18 protein-coding genes are annotated in these 19,093 nt (G+C 44.4%); 9 read left to right on the forward strand and 9 right to left on the reverse strand.

Annotated elements, in window-relative coordinates:
• Nucleotides 1–378 precede the first annotated feature (378 nt).
• Together JGK07_RS14570 and cas3 are read right to left on the reverse strand one after the other, a co-directional pair.
• The gene (locus tag JGK07_RS14570) at nt 379–615 is read right to left on the reverse strand and encodes a hypothetical protein (RefSeq protein WP_293224899.1); all 237 of its coding nucleotides are present in this window, start codon (nt 613–615) and stop codon (nt 379–381) included.
• The gene (gene cas3 / locus JGK07_RS14575) at nt 603–2,783 is read right to left on the reverse strand and encodes a type I-D CRISPR-associated helicase Cas3' (protein ID WP_293224897.1); all 2,181 of its coding nucleotides are present in this window, start codon (nt 2,781–2,783) and stop codon (nt 603–605) included. Before cas3 ends, JGK07_RS14570 begins: the two co-directional genes overlap by 13 nt.
• A 97-nt stretch (nt 2,784–2,880) precedes the next feature.
• Here cas3 and JGK07_RS14580 point away from each other — a divergent pair, with 97 nt between their 5' ends.
• Complete coding sequence (locus JGK07_RS14580) at nt 2,881–3,747, forward strand: WYL domain-containing protein (protein WP_293182297.1); 867 nt, start codon at nt 2,881–2,883, stop codon at nt 3,745–3,747.
• Nucleotides 3,748–4,072: 325 nt separating this feature from the next.
• Here the strand turns inward: JGK07_RS14580 and JGK07_RS14585 are convergent, their stop codons facing one another.
• Complete coding sequence (locus JGK07_RS14585) at nt 4,073–4,282, reverse strand: hypothetical protein (protein ID WP_293182340.1); 210 nt, start codon at nt 4,280–4,282, stop codon at nt 4,073–4,075.
• A gap of 260 nt (nt 4,283–4,542) precedes the next feature.
• Here JGK07_RS14585 and grxC point away from each other — a divergent pair, with 260 nt between their 5' ends.
• Nucleotides 4,543–4,857 carry a glutaredoxin 3 gene (gene grxC, locus JGK07_RS14590; protein WP_293182299.1) on the forward strand — a complete coding sequence of 105 codons (315 nt, stop codon included), beginning with the start codon at nt 4,543–4,545 and terminating at the stop codon, nt 4,855–4,857.
• A 225-nt stretch (nt 4,858–5,082) separates the two neighbouring features.
• Here the strand turns inward: grxC and menD are convergent, their stop codons facing one another.
• Together menD and JGK07_RS14600 are read right to left on the reverse strand one after the other, a co-directional pair.
• A complete protein-coding gene (menD, locus tag JGK07_RS14595; RefSeq protein ID WP_293193232.1) occupies nt 5,083–7,086 on the reverse strand; it encodes a 2-succinyl-5-enolpyruvyl-6-hydroxy-3-cyclohexene-1-carboxylic-acid synthase in 2,004 nt (667 codons plus the stop codon).
• 286 nt (nt 7,087–7,372) lie between these two features.
• Entirely contained in the window at nt 7,373–8,803 is a 1,431-nt protein-coding gene (locus JGK07_RS14600) for an isochorismate synthase MenF (protein WP_293182303.1), read from the reverse strand.
• Nucleotides 8,804–8,991: 188 nt separating this feature from the next.
• Between JGK07_RS14600 and JGK07_RS14605 the strand changes: the two genes are divergently transcribed.
• The 6 genes from JGK07_RS14605 to JGK07_RS14630 all read left to right on the forward strand — a co-directional run bounded on the left by JGK07_RS14605 (nt 8,992) and on the right by JGK07_RS14630 (nt 14,029).
• Entirely contained in the window at nt 8,992–9,138 is a 147-nt protein-coding gene (locus JGK07_RS14605; RefSeq protein ID WP_293182305.1) for a hypothetical protein, read from the forward strand.
• Nucleotides 9,139–9,184: 46 nt separating this feature from the next.
• Complete coding sequence (gene menA / locus JGK07_RS14610; protein ID WP_293182307.1) at nt 9,185–10,081, forward strand: 2-carboxy-1,4-naphthoquinone phytyltransferase; 897 nt, start codon at nt 9,185–9,187, stop codon at nt 10,079–10,081.
• Nucleotides 10,082–10,228: 147 nt separating this feature from the next.
• Nucleotides 10,229–10,474 (forward strand): hypothetical protein, encoded by a 246-nt coding sequence (locus tag JGK07_RS14615; RefSeq protein WP_293182309.1) that lies wholly within the window; start codon nt 10,229–10,231, stop codon nt 10,472–10,474.
• A gap of 25 nt (nt 10,475–10,499) precedes the next feature.
• Nucleotides 10,500–11,300 carry a 2-succinyl-6-hydroxy-2,4-cyclohexadiene-1-carboxylate synthase gene (gene menH / locus JGK07_RS14620; protein ID WP_293193230.1) on the forward strand — a complete coding sequence of 267 codons (801 nt, stop codon included), beginning with the start codon at nt 10,500–10,502 and terminating at the stop codon, nt 11,298–11,300.
• Nucleotides 11,301–11,501: 201 nt separating this feature from the next.
• Nucleotides 11,502–12,512, forward strand: a complete 1,011-nt coding sequence (locus JGK07_RS14625; RefSeq protein ID WP_293242159.1) for an o-succinylbenzoate synthase — start codon at nt 11,502–11,504, stop codon at nt 12,510–12,512.
• On the forward strand, nt 12,491–14,029 hold the full coding sequence (locus JGK07_RS14630; RefSeq protein WP_293242156.1) for a 2-succinylbenzoate--CoA ligase: 1,539 nt from the start codon (nt 12,491–12,493) through the stop codon (nt 14,027–14,029). Before JGK07_RS14625 ends, JGK07_RS14630 begins: the two co-directional genes overlap by 22 nt.
• Nucleotides 14,030–14,177: 148 nt before the next feature.
• Here the strand turns inward: JGK07_RS14630 and JGK07_RS14635 are convergent, their stop codons facing one another.
• The 4 genes from JGK07_RS14635 to JGK07_RS14650 form a co-directional block, all read right to left on the reverse strand.
• A complete protein-coding gene (locus JGK07_RS14635) occupies nt 14,178–15,149 on the reverse strand; it encodes a putative 2-dehydropantoate 2-reductase (protein ID WP_293182315.1) in 972 nt (323 codons plus the stop codon).
• Between the two features lie 415 nt (nt 15,150–15,564).
• A complete protein-coding gene (locus tag JGK07_RS14640; RefSeq protein WP_293182317.1) occupies nt 15,565–15,978 on the reverse strand; it encodes a thioesterase family protein in 414 nt (137 codons plus the stop codon).
• A gap of 297 nt (nt 15,979–16,275) precedes the next feature.
• Nucleotides 16,276–16,722 (reverse strand): tellurite resistance TerB family protein, encoded by a 447-nt coding sequence (locus tag JGK07_RS14645; RefSeq protein ID WP_293182342.1) that lies wholly within the window; start codon nt 16,720–16,722, stop codon nt 16,276–16,278.
• A gap of 485 nt (nt 16,723–17,207) precedes the next feature.
• Nucleotides 17,208–18,512: an ATP-binding protein gene (locus tag JGK07_RS14650; RefSeq protein WP_293193226.1), complete on the reverse strand. Its 1,305-nt coding sequence runs from the start codon at nt 18,510–18,512 to the stop codon at nt 17,208–17,210.
• Between the two features lie 105 nt (nt 18,513–18,617).
• Between JGK07_RS14650 and JGK07_RS14655 the strand changes: the two genes are divergently transcribed.
• Complete coding sequence (locus tag JGK07_RS14655) at nt 18,618–18,971, forward strand: TMEM14 family protein (protein ID WP_366025225.1); 354 nt, start codon at nt 18,618–18,620, stop codon at nt 18,969–18,971.
• Nucleotides 18,972–19,093 lie beyond the last annotated feature (122 nt).

Consider the following 19,093-nt stretch of genomic DNA (forward strand, 5'->3'; position numbering starts at 1 on the left):
CTAGGGAGTCTATGTTGATACCGAAAACAGATTATTCATTGCAAATAGCATCTCCATCTTGAGAAAAAGGATTTACTAGACACTCCAATTCAAAAATTTTGTCTGCTCGATCGCGATTAATTCTTCTGAGAGCACTATTTTCAGCCTCAAGTGACTGAATTTTAGTTTGTTGATTATAGACAATAGTTACAAGTTGTTGACATTTCTGCAAAATTGAGGTATTGAGCCGGAATTGGTTCAGGTCTTCTGTTAAAGCACAAAGCAAATGGCGTAGTTGGTCAGCGTCAAGATTTTGCTGGGGCATGGGCGGTTGTCCTCGTGGATCACAACACTGTCAGTGTAACACTGCTTAAAGAGTAAGCGAGAACCATTTCTTTTTTACCACCTCCTACCAACCTCAACTTTAAATGTGGCAAGAAAGTAATTTTTGACATTTTCACCTTTATCTGCTATGGTTGCCTCCTGGGAAACTAAAACTGCTTGCAAATGTTTAAGCAAATCCAAGCCCCTATTAGGGATTGAAACCTCGCCTACTCCTTTGTTTGATGCTTTCCCAGCATTGACTTCTGTACAATGTAAACTCCCTATCAGGGCTTGATATTCTACGCAATCCATATTTCATCCCCCTTGCTCTTGAGCCAGTGGGCCAGCGTGTCCACCAACAGCGCCGACTGCCCAAAAGCTATAGAATAAGGTGCAGTCGTATCGTGGATACTGTATCGATCGCAAATCGGATAAATCTGAAAGTGCACCGGCAGTCGCAGGCGCGATCGCACTTCAGCCACCGGATAACGCAGGACATAACAAACCAATGCTTGCTTCTTCAAACGCTTGTTGATTTCCCCGATCCAATAATTCTCAGGTTGCAAAACCTCAATCCCCGTTAAAACCTGAACCTTCCAAGCAGCAGCATTTTCCTCCAATTTTCCCGAATAAGTAAATTTCCAATTCAGTCTTTCCTCCCGATAACTACGCAACTTCAAAAAAGCCAGACAATGTTTAAATCGACCTTTGGCAATTGGTTGCCCAATGCGTTCAGATGTCTCCTTCAACATTTGCATAAATGCAAATTCCGTCATCGGTTCGATTTCCAAGTTGCTCAAAATTCCTGGTAAATCGTAAGTTTTAAATTTGTCTGCCTCATGGGAATCAGTTAAATCGCAGATGGCGCATTGCAGAGGACTAGAACCTCGAAAACTGCTAGCATCTTCAACAATCGGATTTCCTGTCTTATTTCCCGATCGCTCTTGCCACTCTTTGCCCCACTGTTTAATATTACCGGCCACTTTCCCCAAGCTAGTTTTAAATACTTTTTGAGCAGCTTCCTGAAAAGCTTTCTGACTTGATGCGTACTGCTGTTTAATTGTCCTGTGCCCTAATTCCCAACAAATTTGAACAGACTGCACCGCACCCCACCGCGAATAATATCCCTCAAAATTGTTGATTTGGCGGTAGTTTTCGCGAATTTGTTGATAGAAAAAAGGACGATCGTAAATTCCACTAGACTCTAAAGTGGCAGTATCGCCTGCAAACAAGCGTTCGACTAAGAAATTAGGGGTGAGTGCGATGGCTGTAAAATTTTTAAACTGAATAAACTCTCCATTGCGATCGCACCCATCGTGTCGCCCCAACCTTCCCAATCTTTGGATGAAGTTGCCGGCATCGGCGGATTCAAAAATCAGCAAATTGATTTTGAAGTCTACCCCGACATCAATTGTGCTAGTACCGAGAACTAAGTCTGACGAGAGCGATCGCTCTTTTTCCATCTTTCCCGACAACCCGGTATTTTCGCCAACAACTAAACCGTGAGGCGCGAACAATTCCCGAAAAAATGGTGTCAGTCGCTTGACGGCAGCAATTGAATTCAGGATAATCGCTCCTTTACTGCCGGGATTGTGTTTAAAGTGAGTCAGGATGAGATTTGCACTGTCTTTAAGCCAAGTTTCAGAAGCTTTTGAAGTTGGTTCTAGGGAAATAAAAGTCAGCGTACTTTCCCTTAATATCTGCCGCCAGGAGTCTGTTTTAAACTGTTCTATTTCGGCGGGGCGATCGGGAAACCGATATTTGCCTTCTTTTAAAGGATCGATAGTTTGACAGCGAAACCCTGCTGTTTCTAGTCTGCTAATTAATTGCTCGTCTGGAGTTGCTGACAGAAATACAAACTTTTTCCGGCGGTTTGTATGACGAATTAATAACAGGGTATTGATGACGCTGGCAATCTGAGGAGCCGCAAAAACATGAAATTCATCAAAAATGAATAGGTCAAAATCTTTGTCGATTCGACCCCACAGTTTATCAGGGCTATCTTCAGAGCTTAAATACGCTCCTCGGTGCAGATGGTGCAAGATATCAGGGTTAGTTAATAAAATTTCTGATTGACCTGTGCGAGATGCAATCGCGGCTGCTTTTTTCAATCCTTCATTTTCTGCATATATTTCTAATTCCGAGCCGCTGAGTCGGACAACGCGGGGTTGATGTTCGGGTTGAAATTGTTCGATATAGCGCTTAATTTGAGTCTCCTGATCTCGCGCCAGTTCATTCGTTGGATATAGCGCCACTGCACAACAATCTGTCTGCAATGTTTCTAAAAAAGCGGCTAAACTTTTACCATCGCTAGTGATAGCAAAGTTGGTAATGACATCAATATTCGGATCGCGAATTGCCTTTAAAGTTTCAAGTTGATGCCAAGAAAGTGTCCAATTTTCTGGTAATTTGACTCCCTTGGGAATCTCCGCAGCGGGACAGGAGTAAACGGATTTGAGAGTAATCTGGTAATCGGACATATGCTGAATCTGTGTCCGTAGAAAGTGGATATTTCCTATATTGACACCGACAATAGAGATTATCAAGCCTGTACAATGAGAAAGTGTCCGTATATTTATGAGTCGCAAAGGTCAATCGATCACTCTGTCGGTTTCTGAACGAGATAAAGCGCAGTTGGAAGCCTTAGCCCAAGAATTCGGGAAGACGTGGGGCGATCGCCCGAACATATCCAAACTGATAGAAGCGATCGCCCGCCGCCAACTGACGATCGCCCCGAACAACGACTGGCCCCAAACCCGCATCCAAGCCCTAGACATCGCCCGACAGCAATTGCTTGACTTGGGCAAAATCGATGAAGCGCTGGCAATTGCGGAATTATTGAGCTCACGCAGCGAACTAACTCTCCCCTTCCGGGCCGAAATCGAGGCGTTTTTGAGCAACCCCTTACCTGTTTGGCGGCAAAAAATCGACCATTTTATTCACAGACAGCAACCTTTTCGCCTGTCTTACCGAGATGCAGCCGATCGACTTTGGAATTACACAGTCTTACACGCTCGGATTGTCCCTATAGAAAAGCGACAGTATTTAATGTGTCGCTGCGAAGAATCTGAGGGAAATCAAGACGTACCGGGACTCGAACACAACTGGACACTGCTGCTCGATCGCATTGAAGATGCTGCGGTGATTGCGGTCGATCGACCTTGGCTGTCAGATTTAGCCAGGATTCCCGTAGAATTTCACTTATCCGGCAGACTTGCCTTTAACTACAGGCGCAAGCAAGGCGATGTGGAAGTCAGCGACTTAGAAGGCGATCCGCCAATTAGACGAGTGATTCGGAATATCTCCAATACCTTCTGGTTTTTTCGCGAAATTGCTCCTTACTGGGAAGATTGTGCGATTGTCTCACCTGTGAAACTGCGCGATCGCTTCCAACAAAAACTGATCGCCCTCTGCCGTCAGTACAACCTGGAAATCCGCGATTAGAACACGAGATTAGACTCTGACCCAAGAAACCGGGTTTTTTAGCGAATCTGTCGGTCACAGTCAAGTATTCTCGTAAAAAACCCGGTTTCTGACCACCCGTGCGATGGCGAAATCCGCGATTAGCCGTCCAACAAAAAGCAGCCCGTTACAGGCTGCACATCGAAAAAAACCGTTGTTTTGTTGGAGGAGAAAACTTTACATCGAATTCAAATTGCCGTTATATCAAGTCTCTGGGACTCCGGCGGGCGATCGGCTGCCAACCAATTTCGCCATCTTTATCTACCGCTGACTCACCTTACCATCAGAACAAAACTGCAAATCCTCGTTACGCTGAAAGTTCGTTGACCATTCTCACCCGGCCTTTGAGCACTGCCCGCAGCAGGCGGTTGACACAGCATCTATCTTCGTCATTCAGCGACTCGTCTAAGGTGGCGGCCATCAAACCGTAGCGATCGGCTAATGTCAAAACGCCTGTGTCGGTTACAGAAGCGAGGATTTCAGAGATAGCGCCGGGGAGGAGTTGTAAAGCTTTCATGGCAGTGCGGTTGAATTCGATATATTCATAATCGCTTGGTTTCCTCAAAAGATCGGTGATATTAAGTAGGTTCCGCAGGTGATTATTTTGGATGAAAGCAAGTGATCGGAGTAGAGTAAATGTGTGACACGAATCACAGCACTACAGGTGCGGCAGGTAATTGCATCCCAGCCTAACCTTTGGTAGAACGCGGGATTGATGGCGTTTCGCTAAAATGATTTAATCTCTCAACCAGTTGAAATTTTACCCCTGTAACGAAAATGCTTGATTTTCTGAATCCCATTTTGGGCCGCAAGCCCGATCGCATCAAAGCCAATGTTGAAATTTATACTTGGCAAACCTGTCCGTACTGTATCCGCGCCAAAACTTTGCTGTGGTGGAAAGGCGTCAATTACACGGAATACAAAATTGACGGCGACGAAGCTGCTAGAAATGCCATGGCCGATCGCGCTAACGGGAAGCGCAGCGTGCCCCAAATATTTATTAACAGTCAACACGTCGGCGGCTGCGATGACATTCACAAACTTGATGGAGATGGAGAGTTAGATGCACTGCTAGCTCAAGCAGCCGTTTAAATATTGTTCATAAAAGGTTCGTAGTAAGGACTTTAGTCCTTGAATTCTCAAAGAAAGGACTAAAGTCCTGACTACGAACCTTTGGCATATGAGGTTCGTAGTCAGGACTTTAGTCCTTAAATTCTCAAAGAAAGGACTAAAGTCCTTACTACGAACCTTTGGCATATGAGGTTCGTAGTCAGGACTTTAGTCCTTAAATTTCCCAAGAAAGGACTGAAGTCCTTACTACGAACCTTTGGCAAATTTACTGAGATTATCTTGCCGCCATTTAGCATCGGAGCGCCTATTTGTTTGCAGTTCTAAGACCCGAATCCCGTTATTTGGTAGAAAACTTAATTTTTGTTGGAACTGCTCCCAATGCTCAATTATCTCGTGTTCCACGCCGTAAGTTGCACACAATTGAGCAAAATTGATATCCTGCGGTGTGGCAAAAAACTCTTCAAAGGGCGGGTCAAATTTAGCAACTGGCAACATTTCAAAAATCCCGCCACCGTTGTTATTAATTAAAACAATTGTCAGATGACCGACAAATTTATTTGTAATTAAAAAGCCGTTGGTGTCGTGCAAAAGTGTTAAATCACCTGTTAACAAAATGCTGCTTTGATTGCGGTGGGCGACTCCTAAAGCTGTTGACAATGTGCCGTCTATGCCGTTGGCGCCGCGATTGACAAAAGGTTTTATTTCTAAGTTGTTCGGCTTCCAGAAAAACTCGACATCTCGGACTGGCATACTGTTGGAAATAAATATGGGTGTGGCTGGTGGCAATATTTGGGAAAGCAGCCAAGAAATTTTTGGTTCGATGATGTGATTAATTGCTGATAGTTTTTGGTCTATTGTTTGTCTGACTTGGGTTTCGGTGTTTCGCCAAAGTTGGAGGTATTCGTTTGATGGAGAGGTGAGAACCCCCCCTAGCCCCCCCTTATTAAGGGGGGGGATTTGAGGGGAGTTTGTGGGAGAGGTGAGAACCCCCCCTAACCCCCCCTTGCTAAGGGGGGGGATTTGAGGGGAGTTTGTGGGAGAGGTGAGAACCCCCCCTAACCCCCCCTTGCTAAGGGGGGGGACATGAAGGGAGATAGCAGTTGCGAGGTTTTCTATGGAGGTTCGTAGGTGAATTGTTGGGCCGTGTAGGGGATCTAAGTTGTGGTGGCCCGGATCGATTATGTAGCGTTTGGGTTGGGTTTTGTCTAACCAGTTTCGCAATTCTTTGCTTGTGGGTAAGTCTCCGATTTGAATGGCGATTTCTGGGGTTAATTTATCTGCTAGTTCGCGGTTTCGCAGGATTAAATCGTAGGTGGAAATTAGATGGGGGTTGAGTTGGGCGCGGTTTCTTAAGGGCGATAGTCCTTCTGCTAATACTGGCCAGTTTAATAGTTGGGAAATTTTGCCGATCGCACTACAATACTTTTCTGCATCTTCAGGCTGGGCTACACCTGCAATAATAATCCCTTTACTGCATTCGGGCCATTGTTCTATTGCACTTCTTACTCCCCCCCTTGGCAAGGGGGGGCTGGGGGGGGTAGAAGTTTCTGCTGCACAAATCGGTTCTATTGCACTTCTTACTCCCCCCTTTAACAAGGGGGGGCTGGGGGGGGTAGAAGTTTCTGCTGCAAAAATCGGTTCTAATCCTGCAAAGAAATATTCGATATCGAATTGTGTTTCTAAAGCTTCGACAGCAATGTCTGAAACTGGTACAAGCGGATCCCGAAGGGGGATGTTGAGGTGGACTGGGCCTGGTGTCGGAAAGGTCGATCGCTCGATCGCGTACACGATCGTCTGTCGCACATAGTCTAGCATTCCTATGGACGCTGAAGGGATGGCTAATTCCGCTTGCCAGTTGGGATAATTGCCGTATAGTTTAACTTGGTCGATCGCTTGTCCGGCGTGACAGTCGCGCAATTCGGGGGGTCTATCTGCTGTGAGAATTAGCAGCGGAATTCGACTTTCACGGGCTTCGATAATCGCCGGATAAAAGTTGGCTGCGGCGGTTCCTGAGGTACAAATTAGGGCGGTTGGTACACCGGATTTTTTGGCGATTCCTAAGGCGAAGAAACTCGCAGATCTCTCGTCGAGGATGGGGATAGTTTCTATTAACTTATTCTGGGCGAAGGCTATGGTTAGCGGGGCCGATCGCGAACCGGGACAAATTACGGCTGTGGTTAGTCCCAGTCGCTGCAATGTCTCGGCTATGATGGAAGCCCAGAGGGTGTTTGTGTTCCGAAAGTCAAGCATTTTGTTGTTTTGGCGATCGATAATATTTTATGACATATAACGGTTCTCAATCAAAGCTCAATAAACCGGGTTTTTTCGAGATTGAGGGTTTTTGGCTAGTCTTGGCTGAAAAACCCGGTTTCTGGCTACCCATATCTAAGTCTTAAGTTACCTAATTTCTCGCTACATAGTTATGAGATATAGCAGTTATCGCAAAAGTAAGGTATGCCCTATGCCCTATGCCCTATGCCCTATGCCCTATGCCCTATGTCTTATCTCATTTTTCGCTCGAAAGGCTATATTATTCTTAAACTAAAGCATTTAAAAGTGCTTGCAGTTTCAGTTGAATTTCTGCTAGTTCTTTGTCGGGTTCGGAACCTGCCACAATTCCAACACCAGCATGAAGTATCGCCCGAGATCCATCGATTAATGCCGATCGAATGCCGACAGCAAATTCGCCGTTACCAGTGCGATCGATCCAGCCCAGGGGTGCTGCATACAAAGAGCGATCGCAGCTTTCGCAGCCCCGAATTTGCTGTAGTGCAATATCCCTCGGTACCCCCGCTACCGCTGGCGTTGGATGCAGTTGGGCTAAAATTTTCAATAAGTGAATATCTGGGGGAATTCTAGCCCTGATGGGTGTCCACAAATGCTGAATGTTGGATAGTTGCAGCAGTCTCGGTAGCGGGGAAAAGTCGGGATGGATGCCGAGACTCGAAAGGCGATCGATTATAAAGTCAATTACAGCTTGATGTTCTCGAATATCCTTTTCGCTGTTGAGTAAATCTTTGCCTAAATTACCATCTTCTGCTTCAGTTTTTCCCCTCGGTGCAGAACCGGCTAAAGCATCTGCGATCAACTGATTGTTGTGAATGCTAATTAAGCGTTCTGGACTGGCACCGATAAATTGCTGACCTTTGCCGTTACTGGTAGAAAACACGTAGCAACCTGGATAGGTGAGGCGCAAGTTATTTAAGGAATCTATTACGCTAAAAGGTGTTTGGCAAATGACATTTATAGCTTGGGACAACACAATTTTACTGAAATATTTAGACTCGATTAATTCTAAAGCGGACTTGACAGATTTTTTAAATTGAGCGGCATCATTGACAGGAATTTGTTTTAATGGAAGTGAGTTTTGGCTGTTAATTAATTTGATGTATTTTTGAGAGGCAATTTTATCAAATTGTTTGCTAATGGTTTCAGTAATAATTTTAACATTTATATCTCTATCTATTTTGGCATTGGCGACAATTGTACAGCTATCGTTGAGGCGAGTAATCTGCCATTTGGGTAAAAATATGGTACCGGGGGGAAAGTAAGAATTGGTGGCGACATTCTCATCAAAAAAAGCAAAGCTACAAAAAAAGTGCGGCCCGCTAAAGGGCAAACGTTCCGTACCGATGGTAATTGTCCGGGAAAGACTTGATTGAATAAAATTTTGAGCGAGGGCAAATCGATCGCTTCCTGCTACTGTGAGATGGATTGCCGAATCTAGGGCGGCGATCGCAAAACTGTTGCCGACAATGGGGTCTCTTTTTTCAAAATAAAAGTGTCTGTCATCGGGTGTGGCAATTTCTTGCAGTACCGCTAGCGGATCGACGGGGGAAATTTCCTGAGAAATACTAACTATTTTTGTTTGATCTTTTTCGGTTAAAGACTGCTGGCAATCTAACAGCAACTGATGCAGTTGATTGCGGTCTTGCAAAAGATTGGCGCGGTGCGGTATTACTGTCATGAAATCGAGAATAGCAGATTTGTCAGAAAGAGTGCGGTTTTGTCCCGCTATAATCCCTATTTCGATCTAACCACGCTCGGGCGATCGCCAAACATGACCTTTCGAGTTTCCCGACTGTTTGGGCACGCTGGAGGGAGAAAACAGACGATTGCGCGATCCATCGAAACATTTAGACATAAAACTTAAGATTGAGAGGGCGACTCTCGGTAAAAGGCGATCGACCCCGCAGAGGTTTGCAGGTGGGCATTACCGGGCGTGCGATCGCCCGCAAAGACTATCAACGGATGCCGGAGGCGCACTCAAGCGGAGACTTAGCAGACATTCTTCACCAATAAAATTGTAAAATTACTGAGCTGCTATCAATTGCATCAAGTTTGTGTAATGACAACAAAGATAATTGAGCGTTCAAATAGTAAATTGTGGCTGGCGGCAATCAAGCCGCCCATGTACAGCGTTGCTGTTATTCCTATTTCAGTAGGAACTGCAATTGCTTTTGCCGAAACTCAAACGATTAATGCGTCAATTTTTTCGACATTTTTAATTTCAGCCATTTTAATTATAGCATGGCTGAATCTCACCAATGATGTATTTGACTCGGAAACAGGGATAGACAAAAATAAAGCACATTCCTTGGTAAACTTAACCGGAAATAAAGCTTTAATTTTCTGGCTTGCCAATCTATTTTTAGCAATCGGAGTGTCGGGAATCTGCGGTATTTCCTGGTGGCAAAAAGACCCAACAGTAATTTTGCTAGTAGTTTTGTGCTGCGCCCTCGGCTACACTTATCAAGGGCCGCCGTTTCGTTTGGGCTATCAGGGTTTAGGCGAAATTATTTGCTTTTTTACCTTCGGGCCGCTAGCTTTAGCTGCTGCTTATTACAGTCAAAATCAAACTTGGTCTGCTACTAATTTCGCAGGTTCGGCAATAGTGGGAATTACTACGAGTATCATCTTATTTTGTTCTCACTTCCATCAAGTTGAGGACGATTTGGCGGCGGGTAAAAAATCGCCGATTGTCCGAATTGGTACGAAAAAAGGCGTGCAGTTGTTGCAGTGGTTGTGCGGCAGCGTTTATGCTTTGACTCTGCTGTTTGTGGCGCTGCGAATGTTCCCAATTTGGACGCTGTTGATTTTTGGAAGTTTGTTTTTTGCGATCGACCTTTGCCGCCATGTCGCAAACTATCACGACCAACCCGCAAAGGTCAGCAACTCTAAGTTTATCGCAGTGGCGCTGCATTTTACGAGCGGTTTGCTGCTAGCGCTGGGGTTTGTGCTGTAGTTTGGGCGATTATCGAGAATTTCGGTAAAATAGAACTATGGTTCGTAGTCAGGACTTTAGCCCTCTCTGCAAGATTTTAGTCAATAAGGACTAAAGTCCTTACTACAAACAGTTTGATATTGAATCGAAAACAACGAGAAGGAAATCATGAGTACGCCAGTAAAAACTAGCCCAATCCTCACCCTAGAAGAAATTTTTAGTCTGTATCCTGATGAGTGGGTACTCATCGTCAATCCTGAATTAGATGAAGAATTAAGCGTGATTCGAGGTGAAGTTTTAGCCCATGCAATAGAACGCGATGAAATTCATAGTAAGCTTTCATTAAGGAATGGAAAATCGGTGGCAATAGAATATACTGGATTGATACCTGACAACCTAGTAATGATATTGTAATAAAAATAGGAGCTTAATGGTGTAGATGAACAAATCTAAAAAATATCAATTTTACTATTCTTTAACTGGAAAAAAAAATCAGCCACTAATTTTATTACTCCACGGATTCACGGGCGACAGTCAAGACTTTGACCAAATCATTTCCTTACTATCTCAAACTTATTGTTGTCTAGCAGTTGACCTTCCCGGCCACGGACAAACCAGAGTCAGCGGCGACGAAAGTTGCTACAATATGTCAAATACAGCCCAAGCATTGATTCACTTATTAGATGACTTACAAATAGACAAATGTTTGTTGTTGGGCTACTCAATGGGCGGGCGATTGGCGCTGTACATGACATTACATTTTCCTGAAAGATTCGAGAAAGTCGTATTAGAGTCAGCTTCTCCGGGATTGAAGAGTGAAAAAGATCGATCGCACAGACGGCAAGCCGATTCACAAACAGCACAAAACCTCGAAAATAGCAACATCAAAGATTTTATCTTAAACTGGTACGACCGCCCTTTATTCAAATCATTAAAAAAATCCCCCAAATTCGAGAAACTCATAGAAAGCCGTTTAGCAAACAATCCCTTAGAATTAGCAAAATCCCTCCGCAACATGGGAACTGGCCACCAGCCCTCTCTGTGGGAAAAACTCGCCCAAAATCAAATCCCCATTCTCTTGCTAGCGGGAGAAGATGATGATAAATTTCAACGTATCAATGCAGAAATTGCCAGCTTGTGTCCGGCTGCTACTCTCAAGATTATACCAAACGCTGGTCACAATATCCATTTTGAAAATATTGATGACTTTGCATCAGTTGTGAGACAATTTTATGATTAACGGGTAGTCAGAAACCGGGTTTTTTGCGAAAATCATTCGTTGTTACCGACAAATTAGGTAAAAAACCCGGTTTCTTTGGCCTTAGTGATGATTAACGGGTAGTCAGAAACCGGGTTTTTTACGAAAATTATTCGTTGTTACCGACAAATTAGGTAAAAAACCCGGTTTCTTTGGCCTTGGTGACAATCGACTAAAAAACAAATGCTATATAAATTTGAGTTTCGCACCTATCAGCGAAAATTTAAGCGCCCGCTACAAACAAGTCACGGCATCTGGGATATGCGAGAAGGAATCATCCTGCGGCTTATTGACGAAAATGGTCGCATTTGCTGGGGAGAAATTGCCCCGCTGAGTTGGTTTGGTTCGGAAACTTTTGACCAAGCATTAGATTTTTGTCAACAGTTACCTGCTAATATTTCAGAGGAAATAATCTTCAGTATTTCCGCTGAATTACCAGCCTGTCAATTTGGCTTTGAGTCAGCTTGGGAAAATCTGGGCCAAGCAATCGAAAATACGCCTCGTCAAGACAAAATTCCGAAAAATCAGTGTAGCGGTTTATTACCCGCAGGTGAAACAGCTTTGCAGGTTTTACCAATGCTTTGGTTGGAGGGATATCGCACGTTTAAATGGAAAATTGGCGTTGCTGTAATTGAGGAAGAATTAACGATTTTTCAGCAGCTAATCGCAGCAATGGATGATTTAGCCGATCGCCAAACAGCACTTTTGCGCTTAGATGCTAATGGGGGACTCACCTACTCCCAGGCTGAAAAATGGCTGGAAGCTTGCGATAGCGTGACAGCAACACCCGACTTGGCCGCCCAGATTGAATTTTTGGAACAGCCGCTGGCGATCGCACAGTTCCCAGAAATGGTACGATTGAATGCTACTTATGCAACGGCGATCGCCCTAGACGAATCCGCAGCCAATCTCGATCGCATCCAAGAATGCTACAACCAAGGCTGGCGGGGAATCTTCGTCATCAAACCTGCGATTGGCGGTTCCCCATCCCAACTCCGCAAATTTTGTCAAACTCACAATATAGACGCAGTTTTCTCATCAGTATTTGAAACCAAAATTGGCAGACAAGCCGCCTTAAACTTAGCAACAAACTTATCTGTAAATAATAGAGCCCTAGGCTTCGGTACCGATAGCTGGTTCGACGACAATCAAGACACCTGGTTACAGCATCTATGGCAGAAAATCTCACAGTAAATACTCTGAATCTTCCCTGTGACTTCCCCGACAATTGGCTAATCGGTGGTGACAGCGGCGAATTTGCTCAAATTGTCGATCGGCAATTGCAACAAATCACCCAAAATCAAACAGGAGAAACACCCCTAAAAATTTGCCTATCCGAACCAAAACCCCTGCAATTTCTTGCCAGTTTCATCGCCGCCCGCACCGCCAAATGCCAAATTTTTCTCTGCAATCCCAACTGGGTAAAAGAAGAATGGGAACAAGTCTTTGATTTAGTCCAACCCGAACTAATTTGGGGACAAAATACTAATCTTAAAAACACATTTCCCCCTCTCCCAGTCCGCGGAGGCGGACTTCGTTTGTATAGCCGCGAATTCCATTCGCCGGGATTCCATCATTCACCCGAATTCAATCATTCGCCGGGATTCCATCATTCGCCGGGACTCAATCATTCGCCGGAATTCCATCATTCACGAGAATTACCTTCACCCGAAATAGACGAATTAGCTACAATAATGATTCCCACGGGAGGTTCCTCGGGAAAAATCCGTTTTGCCATCCACACTTGGGAAACCCTCACAGCCTCAGTCCAAGGTTTTCAACAATATTTTAACCTTGACAAAATTAACTCATTCTGCGTATTACCATTATACCACGTCAGCGGTCTCATGCAATTTATGCGATCGTTCACAACCGGGGGAAAACTGGCAATTGCATCATTCAAAACACTAGAAGCAGGCGAAAAATCCGATGTCGAACCCGAAGAATTTTTCATTTCTTTAGTACCAACTCAACTGCAACGGCTGCTGCAAAACCCAGATACAACTAATTGGCTATCCCAGTTTCGTGCCGTACTTTTAGGCGGTGCTCCCGCTTGGCCCGAACTTTTAGCCACAGCTAGAAAGAATCAAATCAAATTAGCGCCGACTTACGGCATGACAGAAACTGCATCGCAAATCGCTACACTCAAACCCGAAGATTTTCTCGCGGGGAATAACACTTCTGGTCAAGCTTTACCTCACGCGAACATAACTATTCGCAGTGCAAGCGGCGAGATTTTGTGCTACAATCAAATTGGGAATATTAGCGTTGATGCTAAATCTTTAGCCTTGGGCTATTATCCTGAACGATTTGGCGATCGCCCATATTTCCAACTAGATGACTTAGGATTTTTTGATAAAAATAACTGCTTAAATATCATCGGACGTAGTAGCGACAAGATTATCACGGGCGGAGAAAATGTATTTCCTGCCCAAGTCGAAGCCGCCATTAAGAATACCAATTTAGTGGCAGATGTTGCTATAATTGGCTTACCAGACAAAGATTGGGGGCAAGTCGTTACGGCTGTTTGCGTTCCCGCTAATTCCGAAGTTACTGTCAAAAACTTGCAAGCAGCAATAGAAGATAAGTTGAGTAAATTTAAGCGACCAAAAAATTGGGTTGTCGTCGAAGAAATGCCTCGAAATGCTCAAGGCAAACTCAATCGAGAACAATTACAAGAAATTGCGGTGTCATCTCTGGCGAATCAATAGTATTAACCGAATTTGACAGTAATTTCCGTAGGGCGGGTTCATCAATATTTACAACACAAGTGAGAAATCTCAAAAACCCGCCCAATGCCCAATGCCCAATTCCCAATTCCCAATGCCCAATGCCCAATTCCCAATTCCCAATTCCCAATTAATCCACACCTAACAGCCTTCTCGTCTTCTCAGCTTCTTGCCTTTGAACATCCACAAACTTCAACATTTGGTAAAGTACCTCTATTTGTGGCAACTTAATACCTGCTTTTTGGGCTACCCGCATGGGATTGCCAAAAATTGCCTCAACCTCCAGAGGACGCGATTCATCGTAATCGATTTTCATGCTGGTGCGGTAAGGCTTCATTTTATGAGTGTATTCCAGCATATGCGGGATAAAATCATCGGGAATAATGCGATCGCAACTTTTGGCCCCTGCTACCACTTCCCTCATGATTTGCTCAACTAAAATCAGAGTATTCGGATTCGCCATCAGTTCGTCGGTTCTCGCATTCAAAACCACAGAGAGCCCGTTATAAGGAATATTCCAAACCAGCTTTTTCCACCTAGACAATAGCAAATCTTCGCTCATTTTAATCGGAATGTGAGCGCGTTTAAAATCCCTAGCAATATGGTGCAATCTATCAGTAATACCGATGGCTTTGTAGTCTTTGGCATATTCGCCTAGCGTGATCGTACCGTAATCTAGGTGGCAGATATGACCGGGGCTGACTTTATAAGAACAGAGAAAGCACAGCCCGCCCACCACTCGTTCTGCACCGACAATTTTAGCTACTTCCGGTTCGGTATTCAGTCCGTTTTGCAATACTAAAACCGCGCCGTTATCCTTTAATAGAGGAGGCAAAAGTTTTGGCAACAAGTGATTTTGAGTTGTTTTCAACGCGACAATTACTACGTCGCACTTAGGCATTTTGTGCGCGTCGCGGTAGGCGCGGACTTGCGGGAGGGTGAAGTCGCCTTCGGGAGACTCGACAATCAAACCATGTTTTTTGACGCGCTCGTAATCGCTCCGCAGCAAAAAATTGACTTCTAAACCAGCTTTTTGCAGTCTAGCACCGTAGAATCCGCCTAAAGCTCCCGTGCCGACTATGGCATAATTGCGATTTGTCATAAGAAGAAGGAAGAAGGAAGAAGGAAGAAGTCAGTAGTCAGTAGTCAGTAGTCAGTAGTCAGTAGTCAGTAGTCAGTAGTCAGTAGTCAGTAGCGCGAGCTCGTATATAGCCTTTCTCGGAAAGGTGAGGTATGTAGTTGGGCTTCAGCCCTCTTATTTTCAGGGTTATAGAGGCTGTCAGTTATACCTCATCTCTTTGAGAAAGGCTATAGCTCGCGAACGTTATCAGTCATCAGGAAGAGGGAAGTCGGAAGAAGGAAGAATGCTTCTTATAGAGCTGGTTTTTAAGTCATCTGTATTTACGTTTAATTAAGTGGAACTACTTAATATAAATAAGTCAGAAGAAATTTTAAACTAAACAGAAATTTGACTGTCATTCCCTGCTATTATTTAAATATTGAAGTTATCTAAAATCTCAACTCTCAAATTGCCTCATCCACTGCATTAAGTCTTCAGATAGCTGTTTTTTGGTTCTGCTAACTGCATCGATGCAGACGTGCTTAGTCAGAGCTTTAGCCCAGCTTCTTTCTGCAACTTCCCCTGAAAATACTTGATAGGCAATTTCAAATTCATCGCCTGCAACTTGTGTGGGCGTCAATTGAATCGTCAGCCGATCGCCCGCAAATAGTGGACGATAAAAATCTACACTAGCATGAATTATCGGAAATGCAACCTCTCGATCGCCAAAAAATGCTCTGAGATTGACTCCTGATGCTGCTAGAGATGCCTCGTAAGCTTCGTGGCACATCGCCAAAACGTTTGCAAAGTAAACGACTCCAGCAGCATCGGTATCTTGAAAGCGCACAGTGCGGGTGTAAGTAAAAGGCATTTGAGGTAGTCGCGGGCGATCGCAAATTAAAGCTGAATTTTACCAGAAAGAATTGGTTGAAAGCCAGAACCCTTTGAGGGAGAAGTTAAGATCGGGCTATTCATTACTCCAATACTCAGGCTTCTAGATAGAGGTCGCTCTCCAACTGTCAACTGTCAACTGTCAACTGTCAACTGTTGAACAACCATCATATCGGTAAACCAGCACTTTTGCAGCAGCGATCGCCTAACTAAGCAGGCGCTAATTTTTGATCTTCTCAAACTCACCCTCCTCACTCCTGCCCCTGCCCCTGCTTTCTTAACCTTTGTTTTTAATCAACATCACGTCTATAATCTTGAGGGCAATTTCTTCGGAAAGATCCAATGCACAGTAAAGATCGTTCAAAAGTTGTTCTTCTTCTTCTGAAACCTCGCCATCTGCTAAAGCAATATCAGTTGTCACAGCAAAAACTGTTTCTTTAAGTTCGTCGGGAAGTGTTGCCAAAGCCGCATTAAACAGTACCTGAACTCCTTGCCGTTGCAGAATGTTCAGCAGCCGATCGAGCATTTTTCGCATCACATCATCTGGATAGCTGCGGAAAAGTTGCATCCGAGATAGTGTCATGCTAATCGCTTTACTTTCGCTGTCATTGATGTAACCGTCGGCTGCTACGGCAATTAGCGCGATCGCCGCAAATGCTTCGGCAGGCCCTAACGTGACATCAGTTTGTTGGCGAGTCTGCGATACTTTGTCAAATAAACCCATAATACTTTCCTCATTCTTTAGTAGTGGATTCACGGAGTCCCTATGGGCTCTGGCTTTGGAAGCTTCCTTGGCTGGGGATTTCAACAATTATATCAAATCTGCTGAATTATTTATTATTACTAAAATTATGAAAAAATTAAGATTTTTAATTTTTTCCTTCGGCGCTGTAAGGGCGGGTGACAGTTGACAGTTGACAGTTGACAGTTGACAGTTGTCAGTTGACGGTTGACGGTTGACAGTTGACAGTTGACAGTTGAGCGACTAATGACTAATAACGTTCGCGAGCGGGGACGCTCGCGCTAATGACTCAATGATATCGTTTCCGGTTGCATCGGTATTGTTTAAACAGTCAACAGTTAACAGTCAACATCACCTGACGGTGCAACCGGAATAGATATGAATCGTCTGATTTTAATTTCTCCATAAAAGGGAGAGGCTTTAAACCAATTTTTTCTGGTAAAACTCGCTCTAAGGGCGCAGACAATCTACTTGTCAAACAAAGCTAAATCAGCTTTCAGAAAATCAACAAACTGCCGCGCAGTCCTTCCAGAGCGCCCGTTGCGGCGAGTTGCCCATTCCTTAGCGCGGTGTTCCAAATCCTCAACAGCGAGCTTGATGCCAGCTCGTTCGGCGAGATGTCGGACAATTGTTAAATAAGTGTTTTGATCCGCAGGTTCAAAAGTTAAAGTCAAGCCAAAGCGATCGCTAAATGAGAGTTTTTCCTGCACGGTATCCCAAGCGTGAACTTCATCACCGTCGCGAGGGCGAGGCCTGTCATCAAAAAACTCTCGAATTAAATGCCTGCGATTAGATGTGGCGTAAACAACTACATTTTGAGGCCGGGCGGTGACATTTCCTTCTAAAACAACTTTCAAGGATTTAAAAGCATCATCATCTTCCTCAAATGAAAGGTCGTCTACAAAAATAATAAACTTTTGAGGAACTCCCCGCAACTTCTCCACAATTAGCGCTAAATCTTGCAAATCCGATTTAGATACTTCAATCAATCGCAAATTGCGAGATCCAAATTCATTTAACAGCGACTTCACCAACGAAGACTTACCCGAGCCGCGACTTCCGTACAGCAAGACGTGCAAAGCCGGATAACCAGCCAGCAAAAACTCTGTATTTTTCACCAGAGCATCCCGCTGCCAATCGCAGCAAACCAACTCTTTCAAATTTATGCGATCGGGATGTGGAATACTCGCTAACTGCCCGGACTTCCACCCAAAAGCACGATACTCTGCAAACAAACCCGTGCCAAACTGTCGGTAATATTCTGCCAAGGATTCCGCAGCGCTAGACCATTTTTCTAGTTTTCCGTGCAGTGGCTTTTCGGCGTTTTCTGGTGCAGTTTCGCAATTCCAAATTGGAGGAACTGAGTCAAGTTGACCCGCTACTCGCACCCACTTACTCAACTGCTCGCTGGTGCAGTCATAAATATTTTGCAGCACTTGTAAATCATGTCTGGCTGCTTCGACTAAAGCGGGCGACAAACTCGCAAAATCTGTTTGCTGAGCTTGGCGAGAAAATGGATTTTCGTCTTTGAGAATTTGCAAAATCAGGGAATCTTTCCAGCTCAAATTTTGAGCAGCTTGAATTTTGAACCAGTTACCGTAAGCTACCTGACACTCTACACCGCTGAGTTCGCTGTGGTGGAGAGCTTGCAGCAAGTCGAGAAAAGCTTGACCTGCGCGGGTTTGGAGAACTGATTGATATAGCAACAGGGATGCTGCTTGGCGTTGGAGGTAACGGATTTGGGCGATCGCACTAGAAGTTAGGGCTGACATAATGCCAATTGTATAACAGTTAGATATCTGGACTGGGTTTAATAAATTTTCTAACAATTTGTGACCGGAATTGCAGGTCTCGCTGTATAAATTGAGATGCAAAGAGTGAAAATTGGGGAATTAAAAATGAATTTAGGTACAGCAGCGGCGATCGGCTACGGCGTTTTGACACTAATTGGCGGCATCATGGGTTACATCAAAGCCAAAAGCCAAGCCTCGCTCATTTCCGGCCTCGTTAGCGGTTCGCTGCTAATTTTTGCCGGCACCGCACAACTCATGGGACAAACTTGGGGTTTAACATTAGCAGCAGCAATTTCCGCTGTTTTAGTAGTAGTTTTTATTGTACGGCTGGTCAAAACTCGCAAGTTTATGCCCGCTGGGATGCTGATTTTGGCTAGTTTGGCGTCTTTGGGTGCGATCGTTTACGAACTCAGCGGTCAATCGATGTTAGGTTTTTGATTTGAGATGTTAGATTTTAGAGTTTAGAGCTGAGATTTTAGATTAACTCCACAGCATTTACTGGGAGATTGAACTCAAGTCTAAACTTTTTTAGGTCTATGACTTAATTGGGTGGCTTGTAT

The organism is Microcoleus sp. PH2017_24_DOB_U_A (assembly GCF_020738205.1).
Taxonomy (GTDB): domain Bacteria; phylum Cyanobacteriota; class Cyanobacteriia; order Cyanobacteriales; family Microcoleaceae; genus Microcoleus.